Raw genomic sequence first — 24,431 nt, 5'->3', positions numbered from 1 at the left:
GAGACGTTTCCGGGGGTACACGTACACGTGGCCGGTTCCCGTTCCCGCGTACGCGTGGCTGATCGCAGGGCCCGTCCCCCACGTACTGAGGGGTCCGAGAGAAAGGCGGCGTGAGTGGACCTGCTCGACCTCCTGCTGTTGCTGGTCATCCTCGTCTACGCGGCCTCCGGCTACCGGCGCGGGCTGGTGGCCGGATGCGTCTCGCTGGCCGGGTTCGTGGGCGGCGCGGTCGTCGGCGTGTGGCTCCTGCCGTGGGTGATGCAGCTCGTCACCCGTGGTTCGGCGGCGGCCACGGTGACCGCCGTGCTCACGGTGCTGGTCCCGGCGGCGGCCGGGCACGAGCTGGGGGGGCGGCTGGCGGTACGCCTGCGGCGCGAGCTCGACCGGGCCGGCCGGGGGCCGCTCCGAGTGGCCGACGGGATCGGCGGGGCCGCGGCCAACTCGGTGGCCGTGCTGATCGTGGCCTGGGTGGCCGCCAGCGTCCTGGGCGCCTCCTCCTCCCCGGTGGTGACCACGGCGATCCGCGACTCGACCGTGCTGGGCGCCGTGCAGGATGCGATGCCCGACACCACGCCCGCCTGGTTCTCGCGCGCCACCTCCGCGCTCACCGAGGCGGGCTTCCCGCAGGTCTTCAACCCGTTCGAGAACGAGCCGGCGGCGGGCGTCGCCAAGCCCTCCGGCGACAGCGTGACGGCGAGCGCCACCAACGCCGCCCGGCTCAGCACCGTCAAGATCGAGGGTTCCTCGGGCAACCAGGGCCGCGAGGGCAGCGGCTTCGTGTACGCGCCGCAGCACGTGATGACCAACGCGCACGTGGTCGCGGGCATCGACGCCCCGTCCGTCCGGGTCGGCGGCGTCGGACGGTGGTACGAGTCGCGGGTGGTGCTCTTCGACCCGAACCGGGACGTGGCCGTGCTCTACGTCCCCCGGCTGCACGCCCCCGTGCTGCGCTTCGACGGGACCGCCGGGCACGGCGACACGGCGGTGGTCGCGGGCTATCCGCAGGGCGGCGACCTGAACCTCCAGGCGGCGACCGTCGCCGGCCGGATCCGGGCGACCGGCCAGAACATCTACAGCGACGCCACGGTCACCCGCGATATCTACTCGATCCGCTCCACCGTCCGCCCCGGCAACTCCGGCGGCCCGCTGCTGACCCCCGGAGGCCGGGTCTACGGCGTGGTCTTCGCCCGCTCGACCTCCGACGGCGAGAGGGGGTACGTGCTGACGGCCGCCGAGGTCGCCTCGGACGCCCGGCGAGCGGCGGACGCGACGGCCCCGGTGGACACCGGCGCGCTGGTCACGTCGTGAGCCCGTCCGGGCCCGGCAGCTCCAGGGCGCGCCCCATCAGCACGTCGTCGACGTACTCGCCGTCGAGCAGGAACTCCTGCGGCAGGACGCCCTCCACCACGAACCCCTCGGAGGCGTAGAGCGCGCGGGCGGGGGTGTTGTGCCCGAGGACCCGCAGGGTGATCCGCCGGGCGCCCTGCCGGCGCGCCTCCTGCTGCGCCGCCCGCAGCAGGGCCCGGCCGACCCCGGCGCCGCGCGCCTCTTCGGCGACGGCGAGCCCCTGGATCTGGCGGACGTGCGCGTTGCTGGCGAGGGGGGTCGGGAAGCCCAGCCGGATGTAGCCGACGAGGGTGCCGCCGAGCTCGGCGACGAGGTGGTCCCGGGGTCCGCACCGGTCGCCGAAGAACGGCGGATGAGGCTCGCGGGGGCGGCCCTGCACGGAGTGCAACGGGGACCAGGCGGCACGGTCGAGCCGGCCGAGGGTCTCCTCGTCGTCGAACCTGGCCTGTCGTATGGAGGGGTACGGAACCGGCATGAGGATCACCCTACGGCGGGGGCGGTACGGCCTACGGGAGATTTTCCGGGCGCAGGGGGCACGATGAGCCCATGGAACGTCAGCGAATCGCGGTGGCCGGGGCGTCCGGGCTGATCGGCAGGGCTCTGGTGCGGTCCCTGACCGCCGACGAGCACGAGGTGGTGCGCCTGGTGCGCCGAGCGGCCAAGAGCGCGGACGAGGTGTGCTGGGACCCCGGCGGGCAGTACGTGGACGCGGCCGGGCTGGCCGGCTGCGACGCCGTGGTCAACCTGGCGGGCGCGGGGGTGGGCGACCACCGCTGGACGGACGCGTACAAGAAGGAGATCCGCGACAGCCGGGTGCTCGGCACGGCGGCGCTCGCCGAGGCCGTCGCCTCCCTCGACACGCCCCCGCGGGTCTTCGTCAGCGGCAGCGCGATCGGCATCTACGGCGACACCGGCGACCGGACCGTCGACGAGGACGCGCCGCCCGGGGACGGCTTCCTGCCCTCGGTCTGCGTGGAGTGGGAGGAGGCCGCGGCGCCCGCGCAGGAGGCGGGGGTGCGGACGGTGTTCCCGCGCACCGGGCTGGTGGTGTCCGGTGAGGGCGGGGCGTGGGGGCGGCTGTTCCCGCTGTTCAAGGCCGGGCTGGGCGGGCGGATCGGCGACGGCCGGCAGTACTGGTCGTTCATCGCGCTGCACGACGAGGTGGCGGCGCTGCGGCACCTCATCGACACGGAGAGCCTGTCCGGGCCGGTCAACCTGACCGCGCCGAAGCCGCTGACGAACCGTGAGATCACCGCCGCGATGGGCCGGGTGCTGCACCGGCCGACGCTCTTCCCGGTGCCCGCGTCCGCGCTGCGGGTGGCCCTCGGGGAGATGGCCGGGGACGTGCTGAGCAGTCAACGGGTGGTGCCCAGGCGGCTGTTGGAGTCCGGGTTCACCTTCGCGTTCCCGGAGATCGAGGAGGCCGTCCGGGCGGCCCTGTGACGCCTGCGTTTCCTGCCGCCTTCCCCTCTGCGAGCCGATACGGACGTATGCGACCGCCGTGCGACCGTGCCCTGTCCATGCGCGACTGACCCTGACCGATCACGGCCCTAATGTCGACCTGAACTCGGGTATTCCTCAAGCCGGTTGGGGGCATCACTGCTCCACCGGTCGCGCAACCTCGAGGAGGGGCACGTGCTTGAGCCCGCGTACCAGGCGGATGTCGTCGTGGTGGGAGCCGGGGTCGCCGGCCTCTCGGCGGCGCATCGGCTGACCAGCGCAGGAGTAACGACCGCAGTCCTGGAGGCCGCCCCTTACGTGGGCGGCCGCATGTCGACGGAGAAGGTCGACGGCTTCCGGCTCGACCGGATCGGGCAGTTGCTGTCCACGTCGTATCCCGAACTGGACCTCAGTCCCGGGCTCGACGCGCTCGTGCTGCGCCCCTTCGCGCCCGGGGTGCTGCTGCACAGCGGCGGACGGCATCACCGGGCGGGCGCACCGGCGGGCGGGGGGAGCGCGAGGAGCGCACTTCATGCGGTGCGCGCCCTCGCGAGCGCCCCCCGGCCGCCGGCTCCGCCCCGGCTCCGGGCCGTCGGCCCCTTCCGGCCCGTCGCCGCCGTCCGGACCCGGACGGGCGCCCCGCTGGGCACCGCGGTGGACCAGGCCCGGCTCGGCCCGGCGCTCGCCCGGATCGCGGGCACCCCGGTGCAGCGTCTGCTGGCCCGGCCGGAGATGCCCGCCGGGCAGGCGCTGGCGGCACGCGGGCTGCCCGCCCGTACCGTCGACGGCTTCCTGCGGCCGCTGCTGGCCGCCCTGCTGTGCGACCCGGACCTCACCACGTCGAGCCGGTGCGCGGACCTGGCGCTGCGCGCCTTCGCGAGCGGCCGGCTGTGTCTGCCGGAGGGCGGCGCGGAGGTGCTGCCGGAGCTGCTCGCCCGGACGCTGCCGCCCGGGACCGTGCACACCGGCGTCCGCGCCACCTCGGTCTCCACCACGGCGGTCACCACCGCCGAGCACGGCGTGGTCCGCTGCCGCGCCGTGCTGCTCGCGACGGACGCGCGCGCCGCCGCCGAGCTGCTGCCCGGGCTGCGGGTGCCGGACTTCCACCCGGTGACGGTGGTGCACCACACGACGGACGAGCCTCCGGAGACGGGCGGGTACCTGCTGCTCGACGCGGACCGCGGCGGGCCGGTCTCCCACACGTCGGTGGTCAGCCGGGTCGACCCGGCCCGCGCGCCGGCCGGGCGGGCCCTGGTGTCCTCCACGGTCCTGGGCACTCCCCCGGCCGGGGTCGACACCGCCGTGCGCATCCACCTGTCCCGCCTCTACGGCACCTCGACGGCGCGCTGGGAGACCCTCGCCGTGCACCACACCGCCGAGGCCGTGCCCGCCATGCGCCCCCCGCACGACCTGCGGCGCCCGGTGCGGCTGCTGGCGGGCCTGTACGTGTGCGGCGACCATCGGGACACCAGCACGGTCCAGGGCGCCCTGCACTCGGCGCACCGGGCCGCGGCGGCGATCCTGGCCGACCTGGGAGCCGGCCGCTCGCTGCACCGGGCGGAACCGGCCTCGACACCCCCGAGGGCCGAGGCGGCCTGAACACCCCTGGGGCGGCGGCCGCGGACACCCCGGACCACATGGCGGCCGCCCCCTCACCCACCGGGGCCGCACCCAGGGCGCGGGGTCGCCCAGCGCCCCCACTCGCGCCCTCCCGCATGCGCCCACGCGCCCCAATGCCGCGCCCGCCACCGGGGCCCGGTCATTTCCGCCCCTCGGGACGCGGCGCCCGCCCGGTACTCCGCGCACCAAGCGCCCGAGCACCCGAACAGTCCACACCGGGCACCCCGCACTCGGGCACCCGACCAGCCCACACGAGGCACCCTGGCACCCCGCGACACCCGGCCAGCAGACGCCAGGCACCCCGCACCTCCCGCCCGGGCACCTCCCACCCGGGCACCTCGCACCCAGGCGCCGCGGCACGGCGATCGCCCACACCAGCCACCTCGCGCCCCGCGCCCCGGCACCCTCTCAGCCCACACGAGGAGGCACCCCGCACACCGCCACCCGCCCGGAACGCACCGGGCCCCGTGCCGCACGCGAGTGGTGTGCCTGTCGCCGGTCAGCCCAAGGCGGCCACCCTGTCCCGGTAGGTGCGTACCGGGGGCGCGTCCCGGTAGGGCTCCAGGCGGCGCTCGAAGTCGCGGACGTACTCGATTGCGCGGACCGAGCGCATCTCGGCCGCCTGGCCGGCCGCCTCGGCGCCGAGCTGGCAGGCCTGGTCGAGGTCGCCGAGGGCGAGGCGGGCGGTGGCGAGGACGACGCGGCAGAACAGGCGGCTGCGGGCGTGCGCCGGGGCGCGCAACTGGAGCGCGCGCTCCGCGTGCTGGGCGGCGGCGCGGTACTGCTGCAGGTCCCGGTGGCAGTGGCCGAACTCGTCGGCGAGCTGTGCCTCGTCGAAGAAGCGCGCCCAGTACGGCACCTCGTCACCGGGCCGGGCGGTCTCCAGGGCCCGCTCGGCCCGCACCAGGGAGGTGGTGCAGGCGCGCACCTCGCCGAGCACGCCGTGCCCGCGCGCCTCCGCGGCGTGCAGCAGCGCCTGCACGCCCGGCGCGGCGGAGCTGCCGAGCCCCTGCTGGGCGACGCGGGCCAGCTGGACGGCCTCCCGCCCGTGCCCGAGGTACACGGCCTGCCGGCTCATGGTGACCAGCACGTAGGCGCCGTAGGGCCGGTCCCCGGCGGTCTGGGACAGCCGTAGAGCCTGCACGAAGTAGCGCTGGGCGAGCCCGTGCGCGCCGATGTCGTACGAGGTCCAGCCGGCCAGCCGGGTCAGGTCGGCGGCCGCGCCGAACAGCCGGCGCCCGGTCTGCTCCCCGTAGGTGCCGCGCAGCATCGGCTCGCACTCGTGCTCCAGGTAGCGCACCAGTGCCTGGCGGGCGTGGCCGCCGCCGTACATGTCGTCCAGGCTGCGGAACAGCTCGCCGACCGAGCGCAGCGCCGAGATGTCCCCGGCGGTGACCCGCTGGCCGGGGCCGCGGTCGGCCTGGCCGCGCTGCCGGGGCATGAACGGCGCCGGCCGCTCGCCCCCGGCCGGCGGCCTGCCCACCGGGCGGCTCTGCGCGGGGACCCGGGCGCCGGGCACCTCCCCGCGCCCGACCCGCTCGTCGGCCCGCCCGATCAGCCAGTCCCGGCTGGGCACGACCAGCCCGGCGGGGGTGAAGGCGATCTTGCGGAGCTCGGCGTGGCTGCCGGAGTCCTTGCGCCACAGCCCGCTGACGATGTCGACGGCCTCCTCCGGGGTGGCGGCGAACTCCAGCCCCGCGTACACCGGGGCGCAGGCGTCCAGGCCGAGGTCCTGCGCGGTCAGGCGGCGGCCGAGGCGCCGGGTGAAGACCTCGGCGATGAGGGCCGGCGTGGTGCCGCGGGGCTGCTGCCCGCGCAGCCAGCGGGTGACCGACGTCTTGTCGTATCTCAGGTCCAGTCCGTGTTCGAGGCCGAGCTGGTCCACACGACGGGCCAGACCTGCGTTGGAGAATCCCGCTTCTGCGATGAGCGCGGCGAGCTGGCGGTTGGGAGTGCGCTGCGCGGGTCGTTCCGTCATCTGCGGTGCGGTCTCCTGCCTTTCGGGCCACGCAACGGCCGCTGCGGTGCCCGGATTGCCTGTGAGCAGCCCTTATGGCCTCGTGAACGGCGCGAATGTAGCGGAGCGTGAGCACGTGATCGCACACTTCGACCGGCATTCATCCGATCGTGTGAGGATTGACCCCGAGGCTGACGCGCGGCGGCCGGACGTACAGTTGCGTGGGCGCGTTTCGTGCCTTACGACCTTCCAGGGAGGCGCTTGCCGTGAGTGAGTTGCGGTTCGTCCGCATGGGATTCGGTGCCGAGGCCGTGGACTACCAGGTGGCCTGGGACGAACAGCGCCGGGTGCACGCCGCCCGGTTCGCGGACGAGATCCCCGACACCGTGCTCCTCCTGGAGCACCCGCCGGTCTACACGGCGGGCCGGCGCACGGAGGACAGCGAGCGGCCGCTGGACGGCACGCCCGTGATCGACGTGGACCGCGGCGGCAAGATCACCTGGCACGGACCGGGCCAGCTGGTCGGCTACCCCATCCAGAAGCTGCCCCGCCCGGTGGACGTGGTGGCGCACGTGCGGCGCCTGGAGGAGGCGCTCATCCGCACCTGCGCGGAGTTCGGCCTCGCGACCACCCGGGTCGAGGGCCGCAGCGGGGTGTGGGTGCTCGGCGACCCGGTGGAGCGGCGGCCCTCGCTCGGCGGGCTGTCCCTGGACTTCGACCCCCGCCTGACCGACGACGAGTTCGACCCTCGGCTCGACGGTCCTGAGTACGCCCCCTCCAACGCCGGCCAGCGGCGCGAGGACCGCAAGATCGCCGCGATCGGCATCCGCGTGGCCAAGGGCGTCACGATGCACGGCTTCTCGCTGAACGTGAACCCGGACAACGTCTGGTTCGACCGCATCATCCCCTGCGGGATCCGGGACGCCGGCGTCACCTCCCTGGCCAACGAGCTGGGCCGTGACATGCCGGTCGAGGAGGTGCTCCCGGTCGTCGAGCGGCACCTGCGCGACGTACTGGAGAACGCGGAGCCGAAGCCCCGGGAGATCGAGAAGACGCCCGTGGCGTGAGGGGGTCCGTGGAGGGGCCGACACCCACACAGGCATTCAAATCCACGGGCGTACCCTAGAGGGCGCCGAAGAATCAAACGCTAGGGAGCTGGTCGTGTCCGCAGTCGCACCCGACGGACGCAAGATGCTGCGCCTGGAGGTCCGCAACAGCCAGACCCCCATCGAGCGCAAGCCCGAGTGGATCAAGACCCGGGCGAAAATGGGTCCCGAGTACACGAAGATGCAGAACCTCGTGAAGAGCGAGGGCCTGCACACGGTCTGCCAGGAAGCCGGCTGCCCGAACATCTACGAGTGCTGGGAGGACCGCGAGGCGACCTTCCTCATCGGCGGCGACCAGTGCACCCGGCGCTGCGACTTCTGCCAGATCGACACGGGCAGGCCCGAGGCCCTCGACCGCGACGAGCCCCGCCGGGTGGGCGAGTCCGTGGTCACCATGGACCTCAACTACGCCACCATCACCGGCGTCGCCCGCGACGACCTGGAGGACGGCGGCGCCTGGCTGTACGCGGAGACCGTGCGGCAGATCCACCGGCAGACGGCGGACCGCGAGGCCGGCCGGACCAAGGTGGAGCTGCTCGCCCCCGACTTCAACGCGGTCCCGGAGCAGCTCGCGGAGGTCTTCTCCGCCCGCCCCGAGGTCTTCGCGCACAACGTCGAGACCGTGCCCCGGATCTTCAAGCGGATCCGCCCCGGCTTCCGCTACGAGCGCTCGCTGAAGGTCATCACCGAGGCCCGCGACTTCGGCCTGGTCACCAAGTCCAACCTGATCCTCGGCATGGGCGAGACCCGCGAGGAGGTCGGCGAGGCGCTCAGGCAGCTGCACGACGCGGGCTGCGAGCTGGTCACCATCACGCAGTACCTGCGGCCGAGCGTCCGCCACCACCCGGTGGAGCGCTGGGTGAAGCCGCAGGAGTTCGTCGAGCTGAAGGAGGAGGCCGAGCAGATCGGTTTCTCCGGCGTGATGTCGGGCCCGCTGGTGCGTTCGTCGTACCGTGCCGGGCGCCTGTACCAGATGGCCGTCGAGAAGCGGGGCAGCTTCGCCGCCACCCAGGCCGTCTGACCGTCCGTCACCCGCCCTGCCCCGTAAGGGAACGGGTAGCGTGTGAATTCGCGCACAAGAGCCTACCGCTCAGTAGTGGCCGATATGACGCGGTCCCGACCGTCGCCGCAGATGAGGGCGTCCGTCGGGGCCGCGTCAGTCTTTTGGCTCGCACCATCGGGGTTTCATCGGTGTTTGACCGGTCGGTCACGTCCTGGTAACACCAAACAGTGACGCTGGACTCACACCCCGTACACCGCGAGCCCTTACAAGGGGGGACCTCCACCATGCAGGCCGCGCCCGTTCGCGCCACCGCGATCCCGTCCTTCACCGACGCGCTGCGCGCCGTCGAGTCCCTGCTCATGAGCAGCGGCCAGCGCACCGCCCGCCGCAACGCCTGGACCTCCGTCCTGGAGGACCGCCGCCGCGCCAAGGACCGCGTCGAGACCCAGCGCTTCCTCGAGCAGGCCGGCTCCGGCCGCTCCTGACCCGTCCCGCGCCCTTCCCGGGGCACTGCCGTCGTCGGGCGCTCCCGGGGCCACGTAGACTTCGTGCCATGGCGAGGAAGGACAACGCAGCCGAGGCTGCCAATGCCGGGCGACTGAAGCAGATCGCTCTGACCTACAAGATGACCCGTAAGGCCGACAAGAAGATCGGTCTTGTACTCGCGGCTGTCGGCATCATCACCTTCGGTGTCTTCCTCGCGATCGGTTTCCTGATCGGGCACCCCGTCTACCTCGGCATCCTCGGGGTCCTGCTCGCCTTCCTGGCGACGGCGATCGTCTTCGGACGCCGGGCCGAGCGTGCCGCCTTCGGGCAGATGGAGGGCCAGCCGGGCGCCGCCGCGGCGGTGCTGGAGAACGTCGGGCGGGGCTGGACCACCACCCCGGCGGTGGCGATGAACCGCAACCAGGACGTGGTGCACCGCGCGGTCGGCAAGGCCGGCATCGTGCTGGTCGCCGAGGGCAACCCGAACCGGGTGAAGGGCCTGCTCGCCGCCGAGAAGAAGAAGATGGCCCGCATCGTGGCGGACGTCCCGGTGCACGATGTGATCGTCGGCACCGGCGAGGGCCAGGTCGAGCTGAAGAAGCTGCGCACCACCATGCTGAAGTTCCCGCGCGTGCTGACCGGCCCGCAGGTCACCGCCACCAACGACCGGCTGCGCGCCCTGGGCGACCTGATGAGCAACATGCCGCTGCCGAAGGGCCCGATGCCCAAGGGGATGCGGATGCCCAGGGGCGGCCCGAAGGCACGCTGACGTCACCACCCCCGTCGGACGTCACCACGTACGACGGACCTCACCGCATACGACGTGGGGGGCAACCAGAGCGCTCCGGTTGCCCCCCACGTCGTATGCGGGCACGTCGTATGCGGGCACGTCGTACACAGGGGCCCCTCCAGGGGGACCCTCTAGATCCGAACCTCGACCGTGCGGGCCAGCCGGTCGTGCAGGCCGCGGCCGTCGCGGTCCCAGACCAGGGCCGGGATCGCCAGGCACAGCAGGGCCGTGCGCAGCAGGGCGCGCGGCGGGTTCACCCGGCCGGTGTCCAGGGCGACCACGCGCAGCCCGAACAGGCGCTTGCCGGGGGTGGAGCCGATCGTGCCGACGGTGAGCGCGCCGAGCACGAAGAAGATCAGCAGCGCCCAGTTGCCGGTGCCCTGGTCATAGCCGTGGGTGATGAGACCGTATGCGATCAACAGGCACAGGCCCCAGTCGACGGCGACGGCGCCCAGCCGCCGCCCCGGGCGTGCGATCGAACCCGATCCCCGCTCCGGCAGACCCAGCTGTTCGCCCCGGTAACCGAAGTCGGCTCCGGCGTCCTCCGCGGCCGCGCGCGGCCCGGAGAGCCACGACCCGATTGCTTGCCTGTTGTCCACCCGTCCACGGTACTGCGACCCTGTACGTACGAGACACGGCGGGGTGACCACACCGTGACCGCACCCGAGCCGGTTAACTTCTGCGAAACAAATGAGTCACGCCCGAGAAATCACCCGTCCCTAGGGTCGAGTGCAGCGTGTGCCACCGCACTGGCCGCACGAACGATCTACCACCCCGGCGGGACGGTCGGGAGTAGGAGGAGCTGGATGTTCCAGAACGCCGACGAGGCCAAGAAGTTCATCGCGGACGAGGACGTCAAGTTCGTCGACGTCCGGTTCTGCGACCTGCCGGGCGTCATGCAGCACTTCACGGTGCCCGTTGAGGCGTTCGACCCGGACGAGGAACTCGCCTTCGACGGATCGTCGATCCGTGGTTTCCAGGCGATCCACGAGTCCGACATGGCCCTGCGCGCCGACCTGTCGACGGCCCGTGTCGACCCGTTCCGCCGGGACAAGACGCTCAACATCAACTTCTTCATCCACGACCCGATCACGGGCGAGCAGTACTCCCGTGACCCGCGCAACGTGGCGAAGAAGGCCGAGGCGTACCTCGCGTCCACCGGGATCGCCGACACCGCCTACTTCGGCCCCGAGGCCGAGTTCTACGTCTTCGACTCCGTCCGCTTCGAGACCAGCGCGAACGAGTCCTTCTACCACATCGACTCCGAGGCCGGCGCCTGGAACACCGGCGCCCTGGAGAACAACCGCGGCTACAAGGTCCGCTACAAGGGCGGTTACTTCCCGGTGGCCCCGGTCGACCACTTCGCCGACCTGCGCGCCGAGATCTCCCTGGAGCTGGACCGCGCCGGCCTGAAGGTCGAGCGTCAGCACCACGAGGTGGGCACCGCCGGCCAGGCGGAGATCAACTACAAGTTCAACACGCTGCTCGCCGCCGCCGACGACCTCATGCTCTTCAAGTACATCGTGAAGAACGTGGCCTGGCGCAACGGCAAGACCGCGACCTTCATGCCGAAGCCGATCTTCGGTGACAACGGCTCGGGCATGCACGTCCACCAGTCGCTGTGGACCAACGGCGACCCGCTGTTCTACGACGAGGCCGGCTACGCGGGCCTGTCGGACACCGCCCGCTACTACATCGGCGGCATCCTCAAGCACGCCCCGTCGCTCCTGGCCTTCACCAACCCGACGGTGAACTCCTACCACCGCCTGGTCCCGGGCTTCGAGGCCCCGATCAACCTGGTGTACTCGCAGCGCAACCGCTCCGCCGCGATGCGTATCCCGATCACCGGCTCGAACCCGAAGGCCAAGCGCGTCGAGTTCCGCGCCCCGGACTCCTCCGGCAACCCGTACCTGGCCTTCTCGGCCCTGCTGCTGGCGGGTCTGGACGGCATCAAGAACAAGATCGAGCCGGCCGAGCCGATCGACAAGGACCTCTACGAGCTGGCTCCCGAGGAGCACGCGAACGTGGCGCAGGTCCCGACCTCCCTCGGCGCCGTCCTCGACCGCCTCGAGGCCGACCACGAGTTCCTCCTCCAGGGCGACGTCTTCACGCCCGACCTGATCGAGACGTGGATCGACTACAAGCGCACGAACGAGATCGCCCCGCTGCAGCTGCGTCCGCACCCGCACGAGTTCGAGCTCTACTTCGACGTGTGATATCGCCCCAGGTCAGAGCGGGTAACCGCTCCCCTGGGCCGTCTGTGGGCCGTCGGCCGTGCTCTTCCTCCGCTGGAAGGGCACGGCCGACGGCCTGTTTCCGGACCTGCCGCCGCTTGTCGCCCCTGTCCGACCGATGGCGGAGCAAACCACAGGACAGCGGCGAACGGCACCCTTAAGATCATCCCCTGCTGATCAGTGAGCACAGGGGTGGTCGTGAGCAAGTTCTACCTGAACGTGTGCCTGCCGCCGACCGCTCTCAGGGACTTGCGCGCGGCGCTGGACGCCGTGATGGCGCCGTTCAACATCAACCTCCCTGATGGCGAGTGGAACCCGAACGGTGAATGGGACTGGTGGCGCATCGATGCCGACGACGGTTTCGCCGTCAGGCCGGAGTTCGATGGCGATCCGCGTCTGATCCACGAGCCGACCTATCCGGCCGGCCAACCGCGTGCGCGCCAGCCACTGCGCTGCGATGGCGGACCGCGGGGCCTGCTGGACTTCGAAGCCACCAAGGCCGGAGCCGTCGATGAGGCCCGAGCCCGGTGGCAGGCCGAGCAGCAGGACTTCGCACGTCTCGTCGCTGACCACCCTTCGGCCGAGCCGCTGAGCGCGTTCCTGGAACGGCACCGTGCGAACTCGGAGGGCTATCCCCGCGAGCAGGCTGTTGCAGACCACCATGCCCAGCCCTTGGTATGTGCGTTGAACCACCGTTCGGCCTGGGAGCGCAATCCGAACCTGGGCCTGTGGGTATTGGGGCCTGAAAGTGACCCGATCTCCCACTTCACCCGGGACATCCAACCGGACTTGGACAGCGCGGCGTCGTGGGCCCTTGCCTCTACCGCCTTGCTGACCCTGGACGGGCAGTGGATCGAGGCAGACCGGCCAGGACCGTTCACGAACGTCCTGCCCGGCGAGGAGCCCTTGGCCGCTTACGCCCGACAAACCACCGCGTACCTCGATGGGCTCCGTGAGGACTGCATCGTCGTTCGCCTACTGTGCCACTGCTGATCAGGCTCGGGCGAGCAATGCTCAAGACCTGTGGATCAGCCCCGGGCGGAACGCGGAGGGCGTACCTTCCCGAATGATCCTGTGATGGTCACCGAGTAGGCCCGCGTTGCAGCGCGGGTCGGGAAGGCACGCCCGTGCTCAGCGTAGTCACCGACGACGGCTCCACCCAGTCCGGCTCCCTGATCGACGAGATCGTCCGCGAGGGCGCCCGACGCATGCTGGCCGCCGCGCTGGAAGCGGAAGTCAACCAGTACATAACCGAATTGGCCGCGGACAAGGACGAGAACGGGCGGCGCCTGGTGGTCCGCAACGGCCACCACCGATCCCGGACCGTGGTCACCGCTGCCGGACCCGTCGAGGTCAGGGCCCCGCGGATCAACGACCGGCGCGTGGACGAGACGACCGGCGAGCGCAAGCGGTTCTCCTCGAAGATCCTGGCGCCGTGGTGCCGCAAGTCGCCGAAGATCCCCGAGGTACTGCCGCTGCTCTACCTGCACGGACTGTCGTCCGGGGACTTCGTGCCCGCGCTGGAGCAGTTCCTCGGCGGCACCGCTGGCCTGCCGTCGGCCACCGTGACCCGGCTGACCAGGCAGTGGAGCGACGACCACGCCGCCTTCCAGAACCGGGACCTGTCCGACCGCGACTACGTCTACGTGTGGGCCGACGGCGTGCACCCCAAGGTCCGCCTCGGCCAGGCCCACTCGTGCGTCCTGGTCCTGCTCGGCGTCCGCCTGGACGGCACCAAGGAGCTGATCGCTCTCGCCGAGGGCCTCCGTGAGTCGACTGAGTCGTGGGCCGACCTTCTGCGTGACTGCCGCCGCCGCGGGATGCGCGACCCCGAGCTGGTGGTCGGGGACGGCGCCATGGGCCTGTGGCGGGCACTCGCCGAGGTGTTCCCGGCCGCACGGCACCAAAGGTGTTGGGTTCACAAAACCCGCAACGTCACCAACTGCCTGCCCAAGTCCGCCCAGCCTGGCGCGACGAAGGCGATGCAGGAGATCTACAACGCCGAGGACCGTGGCCACGCCGAGCAGGCGATCGAGGCCTTCGTGCGCGCCTACGGCGCCAAGTTCCCCAAGGCCTTCGCGAAGATCACCGACGACCGGGACGAACTACTCGCGTTCTACGACTTCCCGGCCGAGCACTGGATCCACCTGCGGACCACGAACCCCATCGAGTCGACCTTCTCCACGGTCAAACTCCGCACCAAGGTCACCCGCGGCGCCGGCAGCCCGGCCGCGGCCCTCGCGATGGTGTTCAAGCTCGTCGAGTCCGCCCAGACCCGATGGCGCGCGATCACCGGCGCCCACCTGGTGCCGCTCGTCCGCGCCGGCGCGCACTTCGAAAACGGCGTCCTGGTCGAGCGGTCCGAGGTGGCAGCATGAACGACATGTTCGAGGCACTTGAAGCACTGACCGACCGCGATCCGGACCGCAGGGACGTCGCCGCCGACGTCCTCGGAGACCTCCTGCGCGGCGCCGCACTCGACGCTGACTCCGCTCGCCTGGTCGTCGGACGTCTGGTCAGCGTGGCCGTCAACGAGCCGGTGGCCAAGGTGCGCGAGTCAGCCCTGAACTCGGTCAGCGAGGCGTTCAACCACTACCGCCTGCCTCTGACCCTCGTCGAACCGGCGGCGGCAGCCATGCCGACGATGGAACGCCAACTCCTCGTCCACACGCTCTACATCCTCGGGGCCACCCACGACCCGCAGGCCTGGCCCCTGATCGAGCCATTCCTCCATCACCCCGACCCAGAGGTGTGCGAGGAGGCTCGGCTCGCAGCAGCCGAGATCACCGCCGTCGAGTCGGAGGGCCTCACCCACAACTCTTGACTATTGCTCGGCTCGGGCGTTGCCGCCGAACAGCAAGAAGAGCACGCGGGGGCGGGTGCTCTTCTTGCTTGTGCGGGGCGTCCGGCGGTGCGGCTGGTCAGAACGCCGGCTGTTGCTCGTGCAGGGACGGCGTGGCCGGGGACCGGGTCATTTCGATGTACCGAGCCTTGCTGGTGCGGCCCCAGTCGATGAGGACACCGCGGGCGGCGAGGGTGGGCTGAAGGCGCTTGAGGCGGTCGGAGAGGACCTTGCCGGTGGTCGGCCTTTGGGCACGGAGCGGCAGTCCTCGCCGCTGTAGAGGCCGGTGAGGCAGTGCAGCCACTCGGCGGACGTCATCCGCTGCTCTGCCCCCGACTCCAGACCGGCGGCGTGCTTCAGCACCGTCTGCGCCAGCAGGTCGCCTTCAATGACGTCGTCGTTGAGGTCGTCCAGGCTGGCCCGGTAGGCGTTGAGCACTCCGAGACCGGTCGCCGCGTCAAGTTGCGCGCACAGGTGGGCGAAGTCCGCCATGCGCAGGTCGGTCGGGATGTCAGCTTCCGCCGCCCTCACCTGAGCGGTGAGATCGAGGAGGGACCCGAGCACGACGGGGAGGGCTTCCGCGAACTCCGCCCACAGTTCCGCTTCGGTGCGCCGGGTGCGGGGTCGTTCCAGGCGCAGGGGCAGGAGGCGTTCGGCGAGGTCGGGGCGGATGACGCCGACGTCGATGCCGGTCAGGAGCAGGGGGCGCCGGCAGCGAGCGCGGACGACGTCGCCATCGGTGTAGAGGGCGCGTTTGATGGTCTCGGCGCCGGTGACGATGCAGCACATAAGGTCGGACAGGTCAGGGGCCAGGTGGGAGAGGTTGTCCAGGGCGGTGACCCATCCGGCGGCCACGGCCGCGATCAGGTTCTCCTCGTCCTTCGGAGCGCGGCGCAGGTCGCCGCTCATGCCCTCGATGACCCTCACGAGCATCCGTCCGCCGGTGGACTTGCCTGCCCCCTGGGGGCCGGTGAGGAAGGGGGCGGGGACGGGCACGGACGGCCCGAGGCAGCCGATCAGCCAAGCGATGGCCAGGCATTCGGTCTCCGCGCTTGCGAAGTTGCACAGCCTCAGCAGCAGATCGATGCCCTTGCCGTCGGTGTCCTTGGCCGGCAGGGGCAGTTCCCCGGTGAGCTGAGTACGGCGCCAGCACACCTCGCGAGGGACGGGGGTGAGGATGTCCCATCCGGTGGGGTGGATGCGGACGGACTTCCCGTCGTTGCGGCCCAGGTCGAGCCAGGTCGAGCCGTCGAATCCCGGAGCGACGCGGATGCACGACGACATGAAGCGGGTCTCTGAGATCGCAGCCCCGGTCGACCGCGCCAAAGCCGCGATTGACCTGATGGCGACGTATCAGGGGTGGGTGCTGGAGCTGTCCCGCATCCGTCGAGAGGCCATCGAGGAAGCGCAGGCGTCCGGCATGACTCAGGCTGAGATCGCCAAGAGTCTCGGTGTGAGCCGCGGGCGGGTCGGGCAACTCGCGTCCGCCGGCCCGCCCCCGGAGCGAGCGTTCTTCGGCACCGACTCGGTGACCGTCTCACTCGGCGGCAAGTACGAGGCCGGCAAGGGGCCCGACCAGAACCCGAGCGAGGTCGTGACACGGGAGGACCTCGACAACTTCGAGCACCTGCGCAAGTTGCTGAGCGGGATGAAGCTCGATGCCGAGTACGAGGTGATCCCCCCGACCGGAATCATCAACCTGAACCGCGACAACCACGTGGTTGTCTGCGGACCACGACTCTCCCCGATCATCGCGCAGGTACTTGAAGGGGACGACAACCTACGGTTCGCCAAGGATCAGGCGTGGCACCTGGTGGACCAGGCCGCGGGGACCACGTACCGGTCCCCGATGGATGAGGACGGCTCGGCGGGGGACGTTGGTTACCTGGGACGGCTTCCCCGTCTGGGTGGACGGGGGACGTTCCTGTACATCGCCGGAATCCACGCCATCGGCGCGAACGGAGTTGTGCACTACCTCGAAAACAATCTCGCAGAGCTGTACAAGGAGGTCCGCACGCGCCGGTTCTCCACACTCATCTCATGCCGTTACGACCCCAAGACACTCGATGTGCTGGAGAGTCGCCGAGTCACCCCGCTCTACCGACACGAGGGCTGATCATGCGCGTCAGTTTTGACACACGTCCGGGGGGAGCCAACCCGAACGAGGATTGGGTGGCCGGCACTCCGACGCTCGCCGTTGTGCTGGACGGACTCAGCACCGCGGGCCTGAACACGGGATGCCGTCACGGCGTCCCGTGGTACGTCGCGCACCTCGGCGGCCAAATCGTCTCTGCCCTCTCGACCGCGGACCGACCGCTTGCGGACGGGTTGGCCGATGCCATCGAACGCGTCGCGGAGTTGCACCCCGGGTGCGATCTCGGCAACCCGGGAACCCCGTCGGCCACAGTCGCGGTCCTGAGAGAGAACACCGAATCCCTTGACCATCTGGTTCTCGCGGACTCGCCCATCGTGTTCGATGGGGCCGATGGTATTTCGGTGATCACAGACCTCCGGGTGGACGACGTACTGCCCGATTTGAAGGCCGAAGTCGAGCAGTACGAGACCCATACCGACCAGCACAGAGAAGCTCTGCAGAAGCTCGTATCCGCACAGCGGCAAGTCCGCAACACGCCTGATGGGTATTGGGTGGCGGCGGCTGTTCCCGAAGCAGCAGAACATGCCCTGAGCGGCACGGTGCCCGGCGGCGAGGTGCGGGCCGCGGCTGTGATGTCCGACGGTGTATCGCGGCTCGTCACCGAGTACGGGATGGCCACGTGGTCCGAAGTGTTCGACGCGCTCAGGGCGGGCGGACCGTGCGAACTGATTGATACCGTCCGCAAGGTCGAGGCGACGGACCCCACCGGCCGCCGCTGGCCCCGGTACAAATCCGGCGACGACGCTACGGTCGCCTTCTGTCAGTGGTGATGGGGACGGCGAACGGGAGTCGGGCCGTCTCCGGGTCTCCCCGGGACGACCAACGGCCCTGAGCCCGTCTTGGAAGCTCTCCCATCGGAGCACGAGCGTCAGTAGCCGAACCGTTGCGCCGCCGCTCGCTCCGCTCACGGCGCGCAGGCTTCGAAGATCATGGCCCCAACGTCGTGCTTTAACGGGCAGGTCCACAGACTGCCCGACGCGCCGGAAGCTTACGGGGCCGCGATCACTCGCGCCAAGGCAGTTCCAACCCAAAGTCGCTACGCCGACCTTTGGTTTTGCTGCTTCGGCGAGTGGTTGGCCTGCTCGAAGCAGGCAGTAGCAGAGGTACCCGTTCTGCAACCGCCTTGGGAACCCGCCGGTAGTGCCCGTGGCGTTCCACAGGGAACAGTGACTGCTCAATATCCAAATCAGCCACGAAAGCCGACGAACCGGGAACAGGATATTTAACGTCATGGACCACGGCAGCGCACCCGCGAAGACTCATCGGGAGCGACATGGGCGCCAAATAGGCATGAAAATTTCTTCCTCCCAACCTATCAGAGTTCAACCCTCCCGTTTTTCCCTTAACGTACAACACCCTGTACATTTCACGTTCGGCACCAAAAGTCAGAATCGAAGTCTTGGCGCCAATCCTCCAGCAACTCACGGCGACGAATCGAAATCGATCGGGAATTACCTCATGAAGAAGCGATTCAGGCCGCCGGACGAGCGCATTGCAATTGCCGCGAAAAGGGCGCACATTGAACTCATCAGGCATGGCATGGAGGGGAAATTGACTGAAGCACTCCGAGTACCGGTCCGCAAGGAGCATGGACCTGTAGTGCGTGTCCAGGAGCCAGAAGAACTTGTAGAACTGTTCCTCAATGTCGCTATCTTTGGTCAAAATTATGGCCTTCTGCCCTGTCTCTAGACTGTGTCTCGCCGCCTGAAAGACCAAGGCCTCATCTGTTCCAAGCTTGTCGTTTACTCCCTTACGGGACAGCTTGGCCGCCCTCTCCCCGAACTCCTTCTGAGCCACGGCATAGGGAGTAACGGAGGCCTCACCCCCGGCCGAGAGGCGCGTTGCCTCCTCAACGATCCAGGGCATATTGATCACCCTCCTTCTAGCCCTAAGGAGAGATACGTAGTATGCGCCCGCAACCCGGTCGTGCTCCGCGAGCGTATGCATACCGACGATCTTTATGGGTGAGTCTTTCATCTGCATTGCCTTGAGGACCGGATGTTCAGGCCTCACCTTCAGCCAAGGCAAGAGCTCGGCCATCACCTCTACGGTGATCCTGAGCTTTCCAGGCTCCGCGAGCAAAGCCTCCCAGATACCAGTGGGCGCATCGTCCTCAAAGATGCTGTTGTCGCAGAAGAAGGCCACATCGCTCGCCTGTGCGATCGACTCGACCAAACTCTCCATCGGGACGGATTGAAGTCCGCCACCTTTGAAGGAAAGTCGTGGGACGAAGGTGGGTGCATTAAACTCGTCACCCGACACGTCAATCGTGTAATCCCGATTTTTCGGGCTATGTAGGTGATGTGCTGTGGCTGACATCTTGCCCATCCCGGCATGGTGGCGCTCAACAAGGGGACAGGTCAACCGAGTTCCTCTCACTGAGGAGAAGTGGTCGGCCGGCCTGCGTGCGGCCGAACAGACCGTGGACTGAGTTCACGACTGATCACGTGAGTCGCCAGGTGAGTGTCTAACTGCGTGACAACGCCGAGACACACCGGTGGACGAGCACGAACGTCGGCAGACGGTCAGCGCAGGTGGACGGCGCTTCGACCCTGGGCACACGCCCCGATCAAGTTGCTTCGCGACGAAGAGGTTTTCCTCAGGCTGGCGACAGCCGACGGTGGAGCCCGGGCCGTCTCTGGGTCATGCGAGGGTGCCCGAGGTGGACCAACAACGACAAGGGGCCCACGGCATCTGAGCAGTTCAGACCGTGGGTCTCGCTGGCCAGCGAGACCCTTGATAGGTAGACCGGCTACTGACCGCAGTTGCCGGGGCTTGCCGCGCCCGTTTGAGACTCCGCCACTCTCGATTACCGCACCGACGAGGCGCCTACAGGACTAGGAATTCGGCAGGTCACCTCGGACAAGGTGAACCCAATTCGATCGCACGCGTCCATCAGCGTCGAATTTCGGAATGAATCGAACCGCGCATCCGGTCAAATCGTCCCCATCGACGTTCTGATTGCGATTTTCTACGGCTGAGCCCGGGAAGAAGACATTGTTTGGGAACCGCGGGTGGGCAATAAAGCCGTAAGTTCCGCACCATGTTTTCACTATCCCTTCGGCCACGTCATCTCGTCGCGGCTCTTGGCCAACGTCCGCCGCATCAGATGGAGGACGGGCATAATCCAGAATTAGGTCGCATAGTTCCTGGATCTCAAGGTTAATAGTTGTACGTCTCAATTTCGCTATGTACCCAGGAAAATGACGCCACACCCGACATGCCTCAAAAGCGAAGAGCTGCGCGCTGACTCGCTTTGCCATGCGTATAGTTTGAAGGTCTCGAGCAGCACCATCGAAACCTGGGGAGGTAATGCAACGAATGTATTGGGAGAAACTTTCCAGCACCGCATCAAATAGGCGCAGGTCGGAGATCCCCCCACGAATCCCTTGATCTCCGATAGAAAATCCGGCGTGAGCTTTTTCGGCCGCTTCCGAGGCACGGTGCTCGTGATCGATCAAATATTCCGACCAGCGCCGCCAGGAGTCCACCAAGGACGTCAAGGTGATGAGCTTGATCCTGCCCTCAGCACGCTCCAAAGCCCATTCAAGGTACTGTTGACCTTCGCTAAATTCCTGTACCCAGATTAGGTACGACCCAAGTGTTTGTGCGGTCTCGGCGCTATTGAAGTACTTATGGGAAATTCGCGCATAGTCAACAGCTCTATGCGTCTCATGAGCCTTCCTCGCCAAGTGGCCCGAGAAGAAGTAAGCCACGACAGCCTCTGAAAGACCATCGTCGCTTCCCCTGGCCTTGCGCAGAGCCGCAACGTAAGCTGACGTCGCCGCATCAACGTTTCCCTGAGCGGATAGGATAAACCCTTGCACTCGGTCCACCTCCCAGAAGTCAGGGCTCATGGACCGAGCTTTCTCCACCAGAGCGAGGCTGTGCGAAAAGTCTCCTTCCTTTGACTCCAATAGGGCCCTTCTGAGTAGGTGTGCAACTGGCTCGTCATTGCGGGTACGTGTACGCACAACGCCGGGAGCGAGCTTTCTTGACTTTTCCTCATTGCGCCGACGTTCAGCCGATCGTCTGAATTCTAGCTCTTTCTCCAAAACGGCATTGACGGCAACGGGGTTCGGCGGGTTCACGCGCCTCAGGTAGGACTTAGCGGCCTCCGTAAGACTCACCCTGGAAACAAGCGAACCATCCGCATCGTTTTCGAGGCGAACCATCGAGCCATTTAGTAGCTCATGTATGGAACGACGCAGCGAATCGATGGAAACTTCGGTAAGAATCGCCAACTCGTCGAACGTGACGTCTCTTTCCAACGCAAACAATGCCAGAAGTATGCCTCGCGTGGCTTGTGTCATGCCCTCGTATACGGACCTCACACAGAAGTCCAAGAGCTCATCCTGATTCGCAAGTGCGAGGTTTGGCTGCTCGCCGGCCTCCACAGAGAGAATGTACCATCGAATAGCCAACGGGCTAAATCTGAGCCTCTTTACGACCTCCTTGACAGTGTTAGGCGCTAGACGTACCAACCGAGCAACATCTCTTGATCGCGCGAATTGACGGAAGAGATCAGAAGCGTCTTTCTCCCTCAAGGGACCGAGAGGGATTCGACGTTCGAACTGCCCCACGCCTACCCGACTCGTGAAAAGATAGTTGACACTATCGGGAAGCCGCTCGTAAAGGGCTACGACCTCTTCACCATCTACCGTTTCCAAGTTGTCTACGATCAGAAGGGTTTCGATGCCCTCCAAAGCGTCAGCAAGTTCTGCGATCCCGCCCCGAAAATCTGTGTCGAAGGCCTTCCCTAGCTGCCTCGCAGCTCCGGTAAGGTCCCTAATCGAGTTCACAATGCCGACAACGCCAGAGGCAGTTAGTCGTTCAGTCTTAAGTGAAACCCAAAGTATGCATTCGTACGGTGATTCAGGATCATCGACGAGTGTATAGGCGGCTTCCAACGCAGTCGCTGTCTTACCGATTCCTCCCTCCCCGGTGATTGTGAGCATCGACTCTCTTCGCCGAACAAGATGGGAAACTATTTTTTTGCAGTCCTCAGACCGACCAATCAGTCCTGTCTCGTCGTACTCCGGTAGCGGAAGGTTGTGAAGGATCCGGTCCGAACGTCGCCCCTGTGCCTCGAAAGCGGGCTCCCAGGTGGGATCCGCATCCAGGTGGTCCAAAATTGATTTGAGCGTAGTCCAGTATCGGGTCTGAAAACCTCTGCAGACGCTTACTGCAGTCTCAGGGTCACCGGCCTTCAGAGGACGCCCATGCATGACTCGATTTCTGATGGGAACGAGCGAATCCATGGACGGGGTATTTTGTTGCAATTCACGACCCAGCTCCGCAGGAAGGCTTTCGCGATGCCTATTCAGCACATCATAAGCCTCACGCATATCCAGGTATTGCACCGCAGTGACGGACTCTCCTGGCCCATCAGCTTCACGACGTAAGTTGGCCTTCTCGTAATTCGGCCCCAACGCGGATTCCTCGTCCATGTGATCGAGCACGTACCGGATGAGAAGATTCCGCATATCAGCTTCAACGGAGTCAACGAGGACGTAAAGTCGGGACCGCGTCATACGAGTGTGTGGAATCACCCAGTCTCCAAAGTTGGCGCCACCGAAGTTCCGATGTTGCCACCAACTAACGCGCATGTCACTGGAACGCGCGCATGTTCGTTGCAGCTGGAGATGCGGGCACGAGCTCTCGTTGAGGGGCAGGCCAAAGACTGGGGCATTCTTGGACAACAGGGCACATTCATTAGCGGGAGTGAGTGTCGGACTGTGTGACAACACCGCAGGCGGCCAACTTCTGCGGTTGGGGTGCACGCACCGCCGTGCCACAGCCGTGCCAGATGCAGAGGTCAGCAGCGGTCAACAACGGGTGGCTAGCAGGTTCATCCGTGTCCAGCCCTCGGCCGGCGAAGCCGCAGATCACCTACCCGAGGGCCCAGCCTCTCTCTCCTATTGCGGTGATCATGCCTACTTGCGGCGCCGGATGTACCAACCCACAGTCAGCACGACGAGGAGCGACAGCACAAACGCTCACGGTGAAAGCAGGAGCCGTCGATGGAGCCACAACCCTAGGGTTCTCCCAGGTCAGCATCCATGCTCGCAGCTTCCCAAGCTGAGGGCTCAGGCGCCGTCGGCATGTGCCGACCATCGCGGCTTGCTCTGGCCGACGGCGCTGGCACCCTGGCTGAGGCCGCTGGGGGCGCAGCGATACATCCGCGCGCCTGGTCTGTTGGGCCCGGCAGCGGGCGGTACACGTAAAGCCTCAGCTTGGGGAAGGCGCACTGGGCCCGCTAGCTATCTACCGGTTGTGAGCGACCGCTGGGCCGTCCCTGGGCCGTCCGAGGATGGTCAACAACTACCAAGAACAACAGACAGCGACGGCGTTCCTGCTGGTCAGAGCGACTCCGCGAACAAGGCTCCAAGGTAGCGGCGCCGCACCATCACTTCTTCGACGTGTGACAGACGCTGCGCCGCGCGGTGCGGTGCGACACTGAGGGCCGCCACCCGATCGACTCGGGTGGCGGCCCTCGGCACGTGCGTCGGGGCCTGTCCGTCAGCCCAGCCAGATCACCACGGCACCGCCCGTGCCGTAGTACCCGTTGCCGTAACCCCAGCAGCCGTTGTCGTAACCGCCCCAGTAGCCGTAGCCGCAGTCGTCGTCGTCCCACCAGCCACCGCGGTCGCAGTAGTGGTTGAAGCCGGTGGGCGCCTTTGCCGGGGCGGCCGCCGAGGCCGTGCCCGCGGTGCCGATGGCGGCGCCGCCGGCCAGCAGGATGCCGATGGCGGACGTGGCGAAGAGACGCCTCACGCGTGGTGCGTTCATCGATGTACCTTCTTTCCACCCTCGTGCGGAGCTTCGGAGGCACGGGACGGACTGCCGCGGCCGCGGCGGGAAGGGATGGCGCGGCCCTCGGTGCGATGCCACCGCCTGCGCGACCACGCTGTCGCTCCCCGGTCGAGGGGGATCTCGTCAGCGGCGGGCGTACCCCCGGTTGTCGACTCTCTCCGATTCACGCTAGCCGCCCCTCGACCGCGCAGCATCTTGGGCCGAACGAGGTACGCGGTCGCCGTGCAACCTTCGGCGCCATCCGACGTCCTACACAGCGGGGCTCTTCCCGGCCCGCTCCGCTGGACGAGAAAGGTGAACGGGGATGTCCGAACAGGACCACTGGGAGCGCGAGTTCGATCACCGGTGGGCGAACGCCGCCGAGCACAAGGAACCCTCCGCGCGGGCCCGGATGCTGGCCGCCCGCTGGAAGCACAGCCCGCCGGGACCGGTGCCCTTCCGCGCCGACCCGGGCCCGGTGGCGCCGCGCCGGTCGGCGTGGGTGTCGACGGTCGTGGTGCTCGGCTGCGTGGCTGCGGTGATCCTGCTCCTCGGGTACGCCCAGATGCGCACGGGGTACTAGCACAAAGGGACCTTTTGCCCCGGCCAGGGCCGTTCGGGACCCGCTCATGGGACACGGCAGGTGCACACTGGAC

The 24,431-nt window shown here is 68.0% G+C and carries 20 protein-coding genes and 1 pseudogene; 14 read left to right on the top strand and 7 right to left on the bottom strand.

The window, feature by feature from the left end:
• The first annotated feature begins 114 nt into the window (after window positions 1-114).
• Complete coding sequence (locus ACIQ9G_RS03595) at window positions 115-1,308, top strand: MarP family serine protease (protein ID WP_403605667.1); 1,194 nt, start codon at window positions 115-117, stop codon at window positions 1,306-1,308.
• Here ACIQ9G_RS03595 and ACIQ9G_RS03590 read toward each other — a convergent pair.
• Window positions 1,298-1,822: a GNAT family N-acetyltransferase gene (locus ACIQ9G_RS03590; protein ID WP_403605664.1), complete on the bottom strand. Its 525-nt coding sequence runs from the start codon at window positions 1,820-1,822 to the stop codon at window positions 1,298-1,300. The two genes, ACIQ9G_RS03595 and ACIQ9G_RS03590, sit on opposite strands and share 11 nt — an antisense overlap.
• Before the next feature lie 71 nt (window positions 1,823-1,893).
• On the opposite strand from ACIQ9G_RS03590, the gene ACIQ9G_RS03585 reads away from it, so the two are divergent.
• Window positions 1,894-2,790, top strand: a complete 897-nt coding sequence (locus ACIQ9G_RS03585; protein ID WP_403605661.1) for a TIGR01777 family oxidoreductase — start codon at window positions 1,894-1,896, stop codon at window positions 2,788-2,790.
• A gap of 192 nt (window positions 2,791-2,982) precedes the next feature.
• A complete protein-coding gene (locus ACIQ9G_RS03580; protein ID WP_403605658.1) occupies window positions 2,983-4,386 on the top strand; it encodes an NAD(P)/FAD-dependent oxidoreductase in 1,404 nt (467 codons plus the stop codon).
• Window positions 4,387-4,906: 520 nt separating this feature from the next.
• Here ACIQ9G_RS03580 and ACIQ9G_RS03575 read toward each other — a convergent pair.
• Window positions 4,907-6,385, bottom strand: a complete 1,479-nt coding sequence (locus tag ACIQ9G_RS03575; protein WP_403605655.1) for a regulator — start codon at window positions 6,383-6,385, stop codon at window positions 4,907-4,909.
• A 245-nt stretch (window positions 6,386-6,630) separates the two neighbouring features.
• Between ACIQ9G_RS03575 and lipB the strand changes: the two genes are divergently transcribed.
• From lipB to ACIQ9G_RS03555, 4 genes are all read left to right on the top strand, one after another.
• Window positions 6,631-7,431 (top strand): lipoyl(octanoyl) transferase LipB, encoded by an 801-nt coding sequence (gene lipB / locus ACIQ9G_RS03570; protein ID WP_403605652.1) that lies wholly within the window; start codon window positions 6,631-6,633, stop codon window positions 7,429-7,431.
• 94 nt (window positions 7,432-7,525) lie between these two features.
• Window positions 7,526-8,491, top strand: a complete 966-nt coding sequence (gene lipA, locus ACIQ9G_RS03565; RefSeq protein WP_356193218.1) for a lipoyl synthase — start codon at window positions 7,526-7,528, stop codon at window positions 8,489-8,491.
• A 266-nt stretch (window positions 8,492-8,757) separates the two neighbouring features.
• On the top strand, window positions 8,758-8,958 hold the full coding sequence (locus ACIQ9G_RS03560; protein WP_403605649.1) for a hypothetical protein: 201 nt from the start codon (window positions 8,758-8,760) through the stop codon (window positions 8,956-8,958).
• 68 nt (window positions 8,959-9,026) lie between these two features.
• Window positions 9,027-9,728 carry a DUF4191 domain-containing protein gene (locus ACIQ9G_RS03555; RefSeq protein WP_403605646.1) on the top strand — a complete coding sequence of 234 codons (702 nt, stop codon included), beginning with the start codon at window positions 9,027-9,029 and terminating at the stop codon, window positions 9,726-9,728.
• Window positions 9,729-9,880: 152 nt separating this feature from the next.
• On the opposite strand, the gene ACIQ9G_RS03550 is transcribed toward ACIQ9G_RS03555, so the two are convergent.
• The gene (locus tag ACIQ9G_RS03550; protein ID WP_403605643.1) at window positions 9,881-10,348 is read right to left on the bottom strand and encodes an RDD family protein; all 468 of its coding nucleotides are present in this window, start codon (window positions 10,346-10,348) and stop codon (window positions 9,881-9,883) included.
• Between the two features lie 207 nt (window positions 10,349-10,555).
• Between ACIQ9G_RS03550 and glnA the strand changes: the two genes are divergently transcribed.
• From glnA to ACIQ9G_RS03530, 4 genes are all read left to right on the top strand, one after another.
• On the top strand, window positions 10,556-11,965 hold the full coding sequence (glnA, locus tag ACIQ9G_RS03545) for a type I glutamate--ammonia ligase (RefSeq protein WP_356188313.1): 1,410 nt from the start codon (window positions 10,556-10,558) through the stop codon (window positions 11,963-11,965).
• A gap of 216 nt (window positions 11,966-12,181) precedes the next feature.
• On the top strand, window positions 12,182-12,976 hold the full coding sequence (locus ACIQ9G_RS03540) for a hypothetical protein (protein ID WP_403605639.1): 795 nt from the start codon (window positions 12,182-12,184) through the stop codon (window positions 12,974-12,976).
• Between the two features lie 134 nt (window positions 12,977-13,110).
• The gene (locus ACIQ9G_RS03535; protein ID WP_403605636.1) at window positions 13,111-14,361 is read left to right on the top strand and encodes an IS256 family transposase; all 1,251 of its coding nucleotides are present in this window, start codon (window positions 13,111-13,113) and stop codon (window positions 14,359-14,361) included.
• Complete coding sequence (locus ACIQ9G_RS03530) at window positions 14,358-14,807, top strand: hypothetical protein (protein ID WP_403605633.1); 450 nt, start codon at window positions 14,358-14,360, stop codon at window positions 14,805-14,807. The genes ACIQ9G_RS03535 and ACIQ9G_RS03530 overlap by 4 nt, the downstream gene beginning before the upstream one ends.
• Before the next feature lie 97 nt (window positions 14,808-14,904).
• Here ACIQ9G_RS03530 and ACIQ9G_RS03525 read toward each other — a convergent pair.
• Window positions 14,905-16,097: pseudogene (locus ACIQ9G_RS03525) on the bottom strand (ATP-binding protein); the annotation flags it as partial.
• On the opposite strand from ACIQ9G_RS03525, the gene ACIQ9G_RS03520 reads away from it, so the two are divergent.
• Both ACIQ9G_RS03520 and ACIQ9G_RS03515 read left to right on the top strand, forming a co-directional pair.
• Window positions 16,096-16,941, top strand: a complete 846-nt coding sequence (locus ACIQ9G_RS03520; protein WP_403605630.1) for a sigma factor-like helix-turn-helix DNA-binding protein — start codon at window positions 16,096-16,098, stop codon at window positions 16,939-16,941. The pseudogene ACIQ9G_RS03525 and the gene ACIQ9G_RS03520 overlap by 2 nt on opposite strands.
• A 56-nt stretch (window positions 16,942-16,997) precedes the next feature.
• On the top strand, window positions 16,998-17,750 hold the full coding sequence (locus tag ACIQ9G_RS03515) for a hypothetical protein (RefSeq protein ID WP_403605627.1): 753 nt from the start codon (window positions 16,998-17,000) through the stop codon (window positions 17,748-17,750).
• Between the two features lie 232 nt (window positions 17,751-17,982).
• Here the strand turns inward: ACIQ9G_RS03515 and ACIQ9G_RS03510 are convergent, their stop codons facing one another.
• The 3 genes from ACIQ9G_RS03510 to ACIQ9G_RS03500 form a co-directional block, all read right to left on the bottom strand.
• A complete protein-coding gene (locus tag ACIQ9G_RS03510; protein ID WP_403605625.1) occupies window positions 17,983-19,164 on the bottom strand; it encodes a hypothetical protein in 1,182 nt (393 codons plus the stop codon).
• 653 nt (window positions 19,165-19,817) lie between these two features.
• The gene (locus ACIQ9G_RS03505) at window positions 19,818-22,430 is read right to left on the bottom strand and encodes an NB-ARC domain-containing protein (RefSeq protein ID WP_403605621.1); all 2,613 of its coding nucleotides are present in this window, start codon (window positions 22,428-22,430) and stop codon (window positions 19,818-19,820) included.
• Window positions 22,431-23,502: 1,072 nt separating this feature from the next.
• Window positions 23,503-23,772: a hypothetical protein gene (locus tag ACIQ9G_RS03500; RefSeq protein ID WP_403605619.1), complete on the bottom strand. Its 270-nt coding sequence runs from the start codon at window positions 23,770-23,772 to the stop codon at window positions 23,503-23,505.
• Window positions 23,773-24,100: 328 nt separating this feature from the next.
• Between ACIQ9G_RS03500 and ACIQ9G_RS03495 the strand changes: the two genes are divergently transcribed.
• The gene (locus tag ACIQ9G_RS03495; RefSeq protein WP_403605617.1) at window positions 24,101-24,358 is read left to right on the top strand and encodes a hypothetical protein; all 258 of its coding nucleotides are present in this window, start codon (window positions 24,101-24,103) and stop codon (window positions 24,356-24,358) included.
• The last annotated feature ends 73 nt before the right edge of the window (window positions 24,359-24,431 follow it).

Origin of the sequence: Streptomyces sp. NPDC096152, from assembly GCF_044763235.1 — a bacterium.
Classification (GTDB): domain Bacteria; phylum Actinomycetota; class Actinomycetes; order Streptomycetales; family Streptomycetaceae; genus Streptomyces.
Note: the sequence above shows the minus strand (reverse complement) of the source record. Positions and strands in the feature narration are given on the sequence as shown.

What these genes read in the sequence shown, in the direction of transcription:
- ACIQ9G_RS03590 (WP_403605664.1), bottom strand. Translation starts at nt 1,822, where the DNA reads ATGCCGGTTCCGTACCCCTCCATACGACAGGCCAGGTTCGACGACGAG.
- ACIQ9G_RS03585 (WP_403605661.1), top strand. Translation starts at nt 1,894, where the DNA reads ATGGAACGTCAGCGAATCGCGGTGGCCGGGGCGTCCGGGCTGATCGGC.
- ACIQ9G_RS03575 (WP_403605655.1), bottom strand. Translation starts at nt 6,385, where the DNA reads ATGACGGAACGACCCGCGCAGCGCACTCCCAACCGCCAGCTCGCCGCG.
- ACIQ9G_RS03560 (WP_403605649.1), top strand. Translation starts at nt 8,758, where the DNA reads ATGCAGGCCGCGCCCGTTCGCGCCACCGCGATCCCGTCCTTCACCGAC.
- ACIQ9G_RS03555 (WP_403605646.1), top strand. Translation starts at nt 9,027, where the DNA reads ATGGCGAGGAAGGACAACGCAGCCGAGGCTGCCAATGCCGGGCGACTG.
- glnA (WP_356188313.1), top strand. Translation starts at nt 10,556, where the DNA reads ATGTTCCAGAACGCCGACGAGGCCAAGAAGTTCATCGCGGACGAGGAC.
- ACIQ9G_RS03530 (WP_403605633.1), top strand. Translation starts at nt 14,358, where the DNA reads ATGAACGACATGTTCGAGGCACTTGAAGCACTGACCGACCGCGATCCG.
- ACIQ9G_RS03520 (WP_403605630.1), top strand. Translation starts at nt 16,096, where the DNA reads ATGCACGACGACATGAAGCGGGTCTCTGAGATCGCAGCCCCGGTCGAC.
- ACIQ9G_RS03510 (WP_403605625.1), bottom strand. Translation starts at nt 19,164, where the DNA reads ATGGAGAGTTTGGTCGAGTCGATCGCACAGGCGAGCGATGTGGCCTTC.
- ACIQ9G_RS03505 (WP_403605621.1), bottom strand. Translation starts at nt 22,430, where the DNA reads ATGGACGAGGAATCCGCGTTGGGGCCGAATTACGAGAAGGCCAACTTA.
- ACIQ9G_RS03500 (WP_403605619.1), bottom strand. Translation starts at nt 23,772, where the DNA reads ATGAACGCACCACGCGTGAGGCGTCTCTTCGCCACGTCCGCCATCGGC.
- ACIQ9G_RS03495 (WP_403605617.1), top strand. Translation starts at nt 24,101, where the DNA reads ATGTCCGAACAGGACCACTGGGAGCGCGAGTTCGATCACCGGTGGGCG.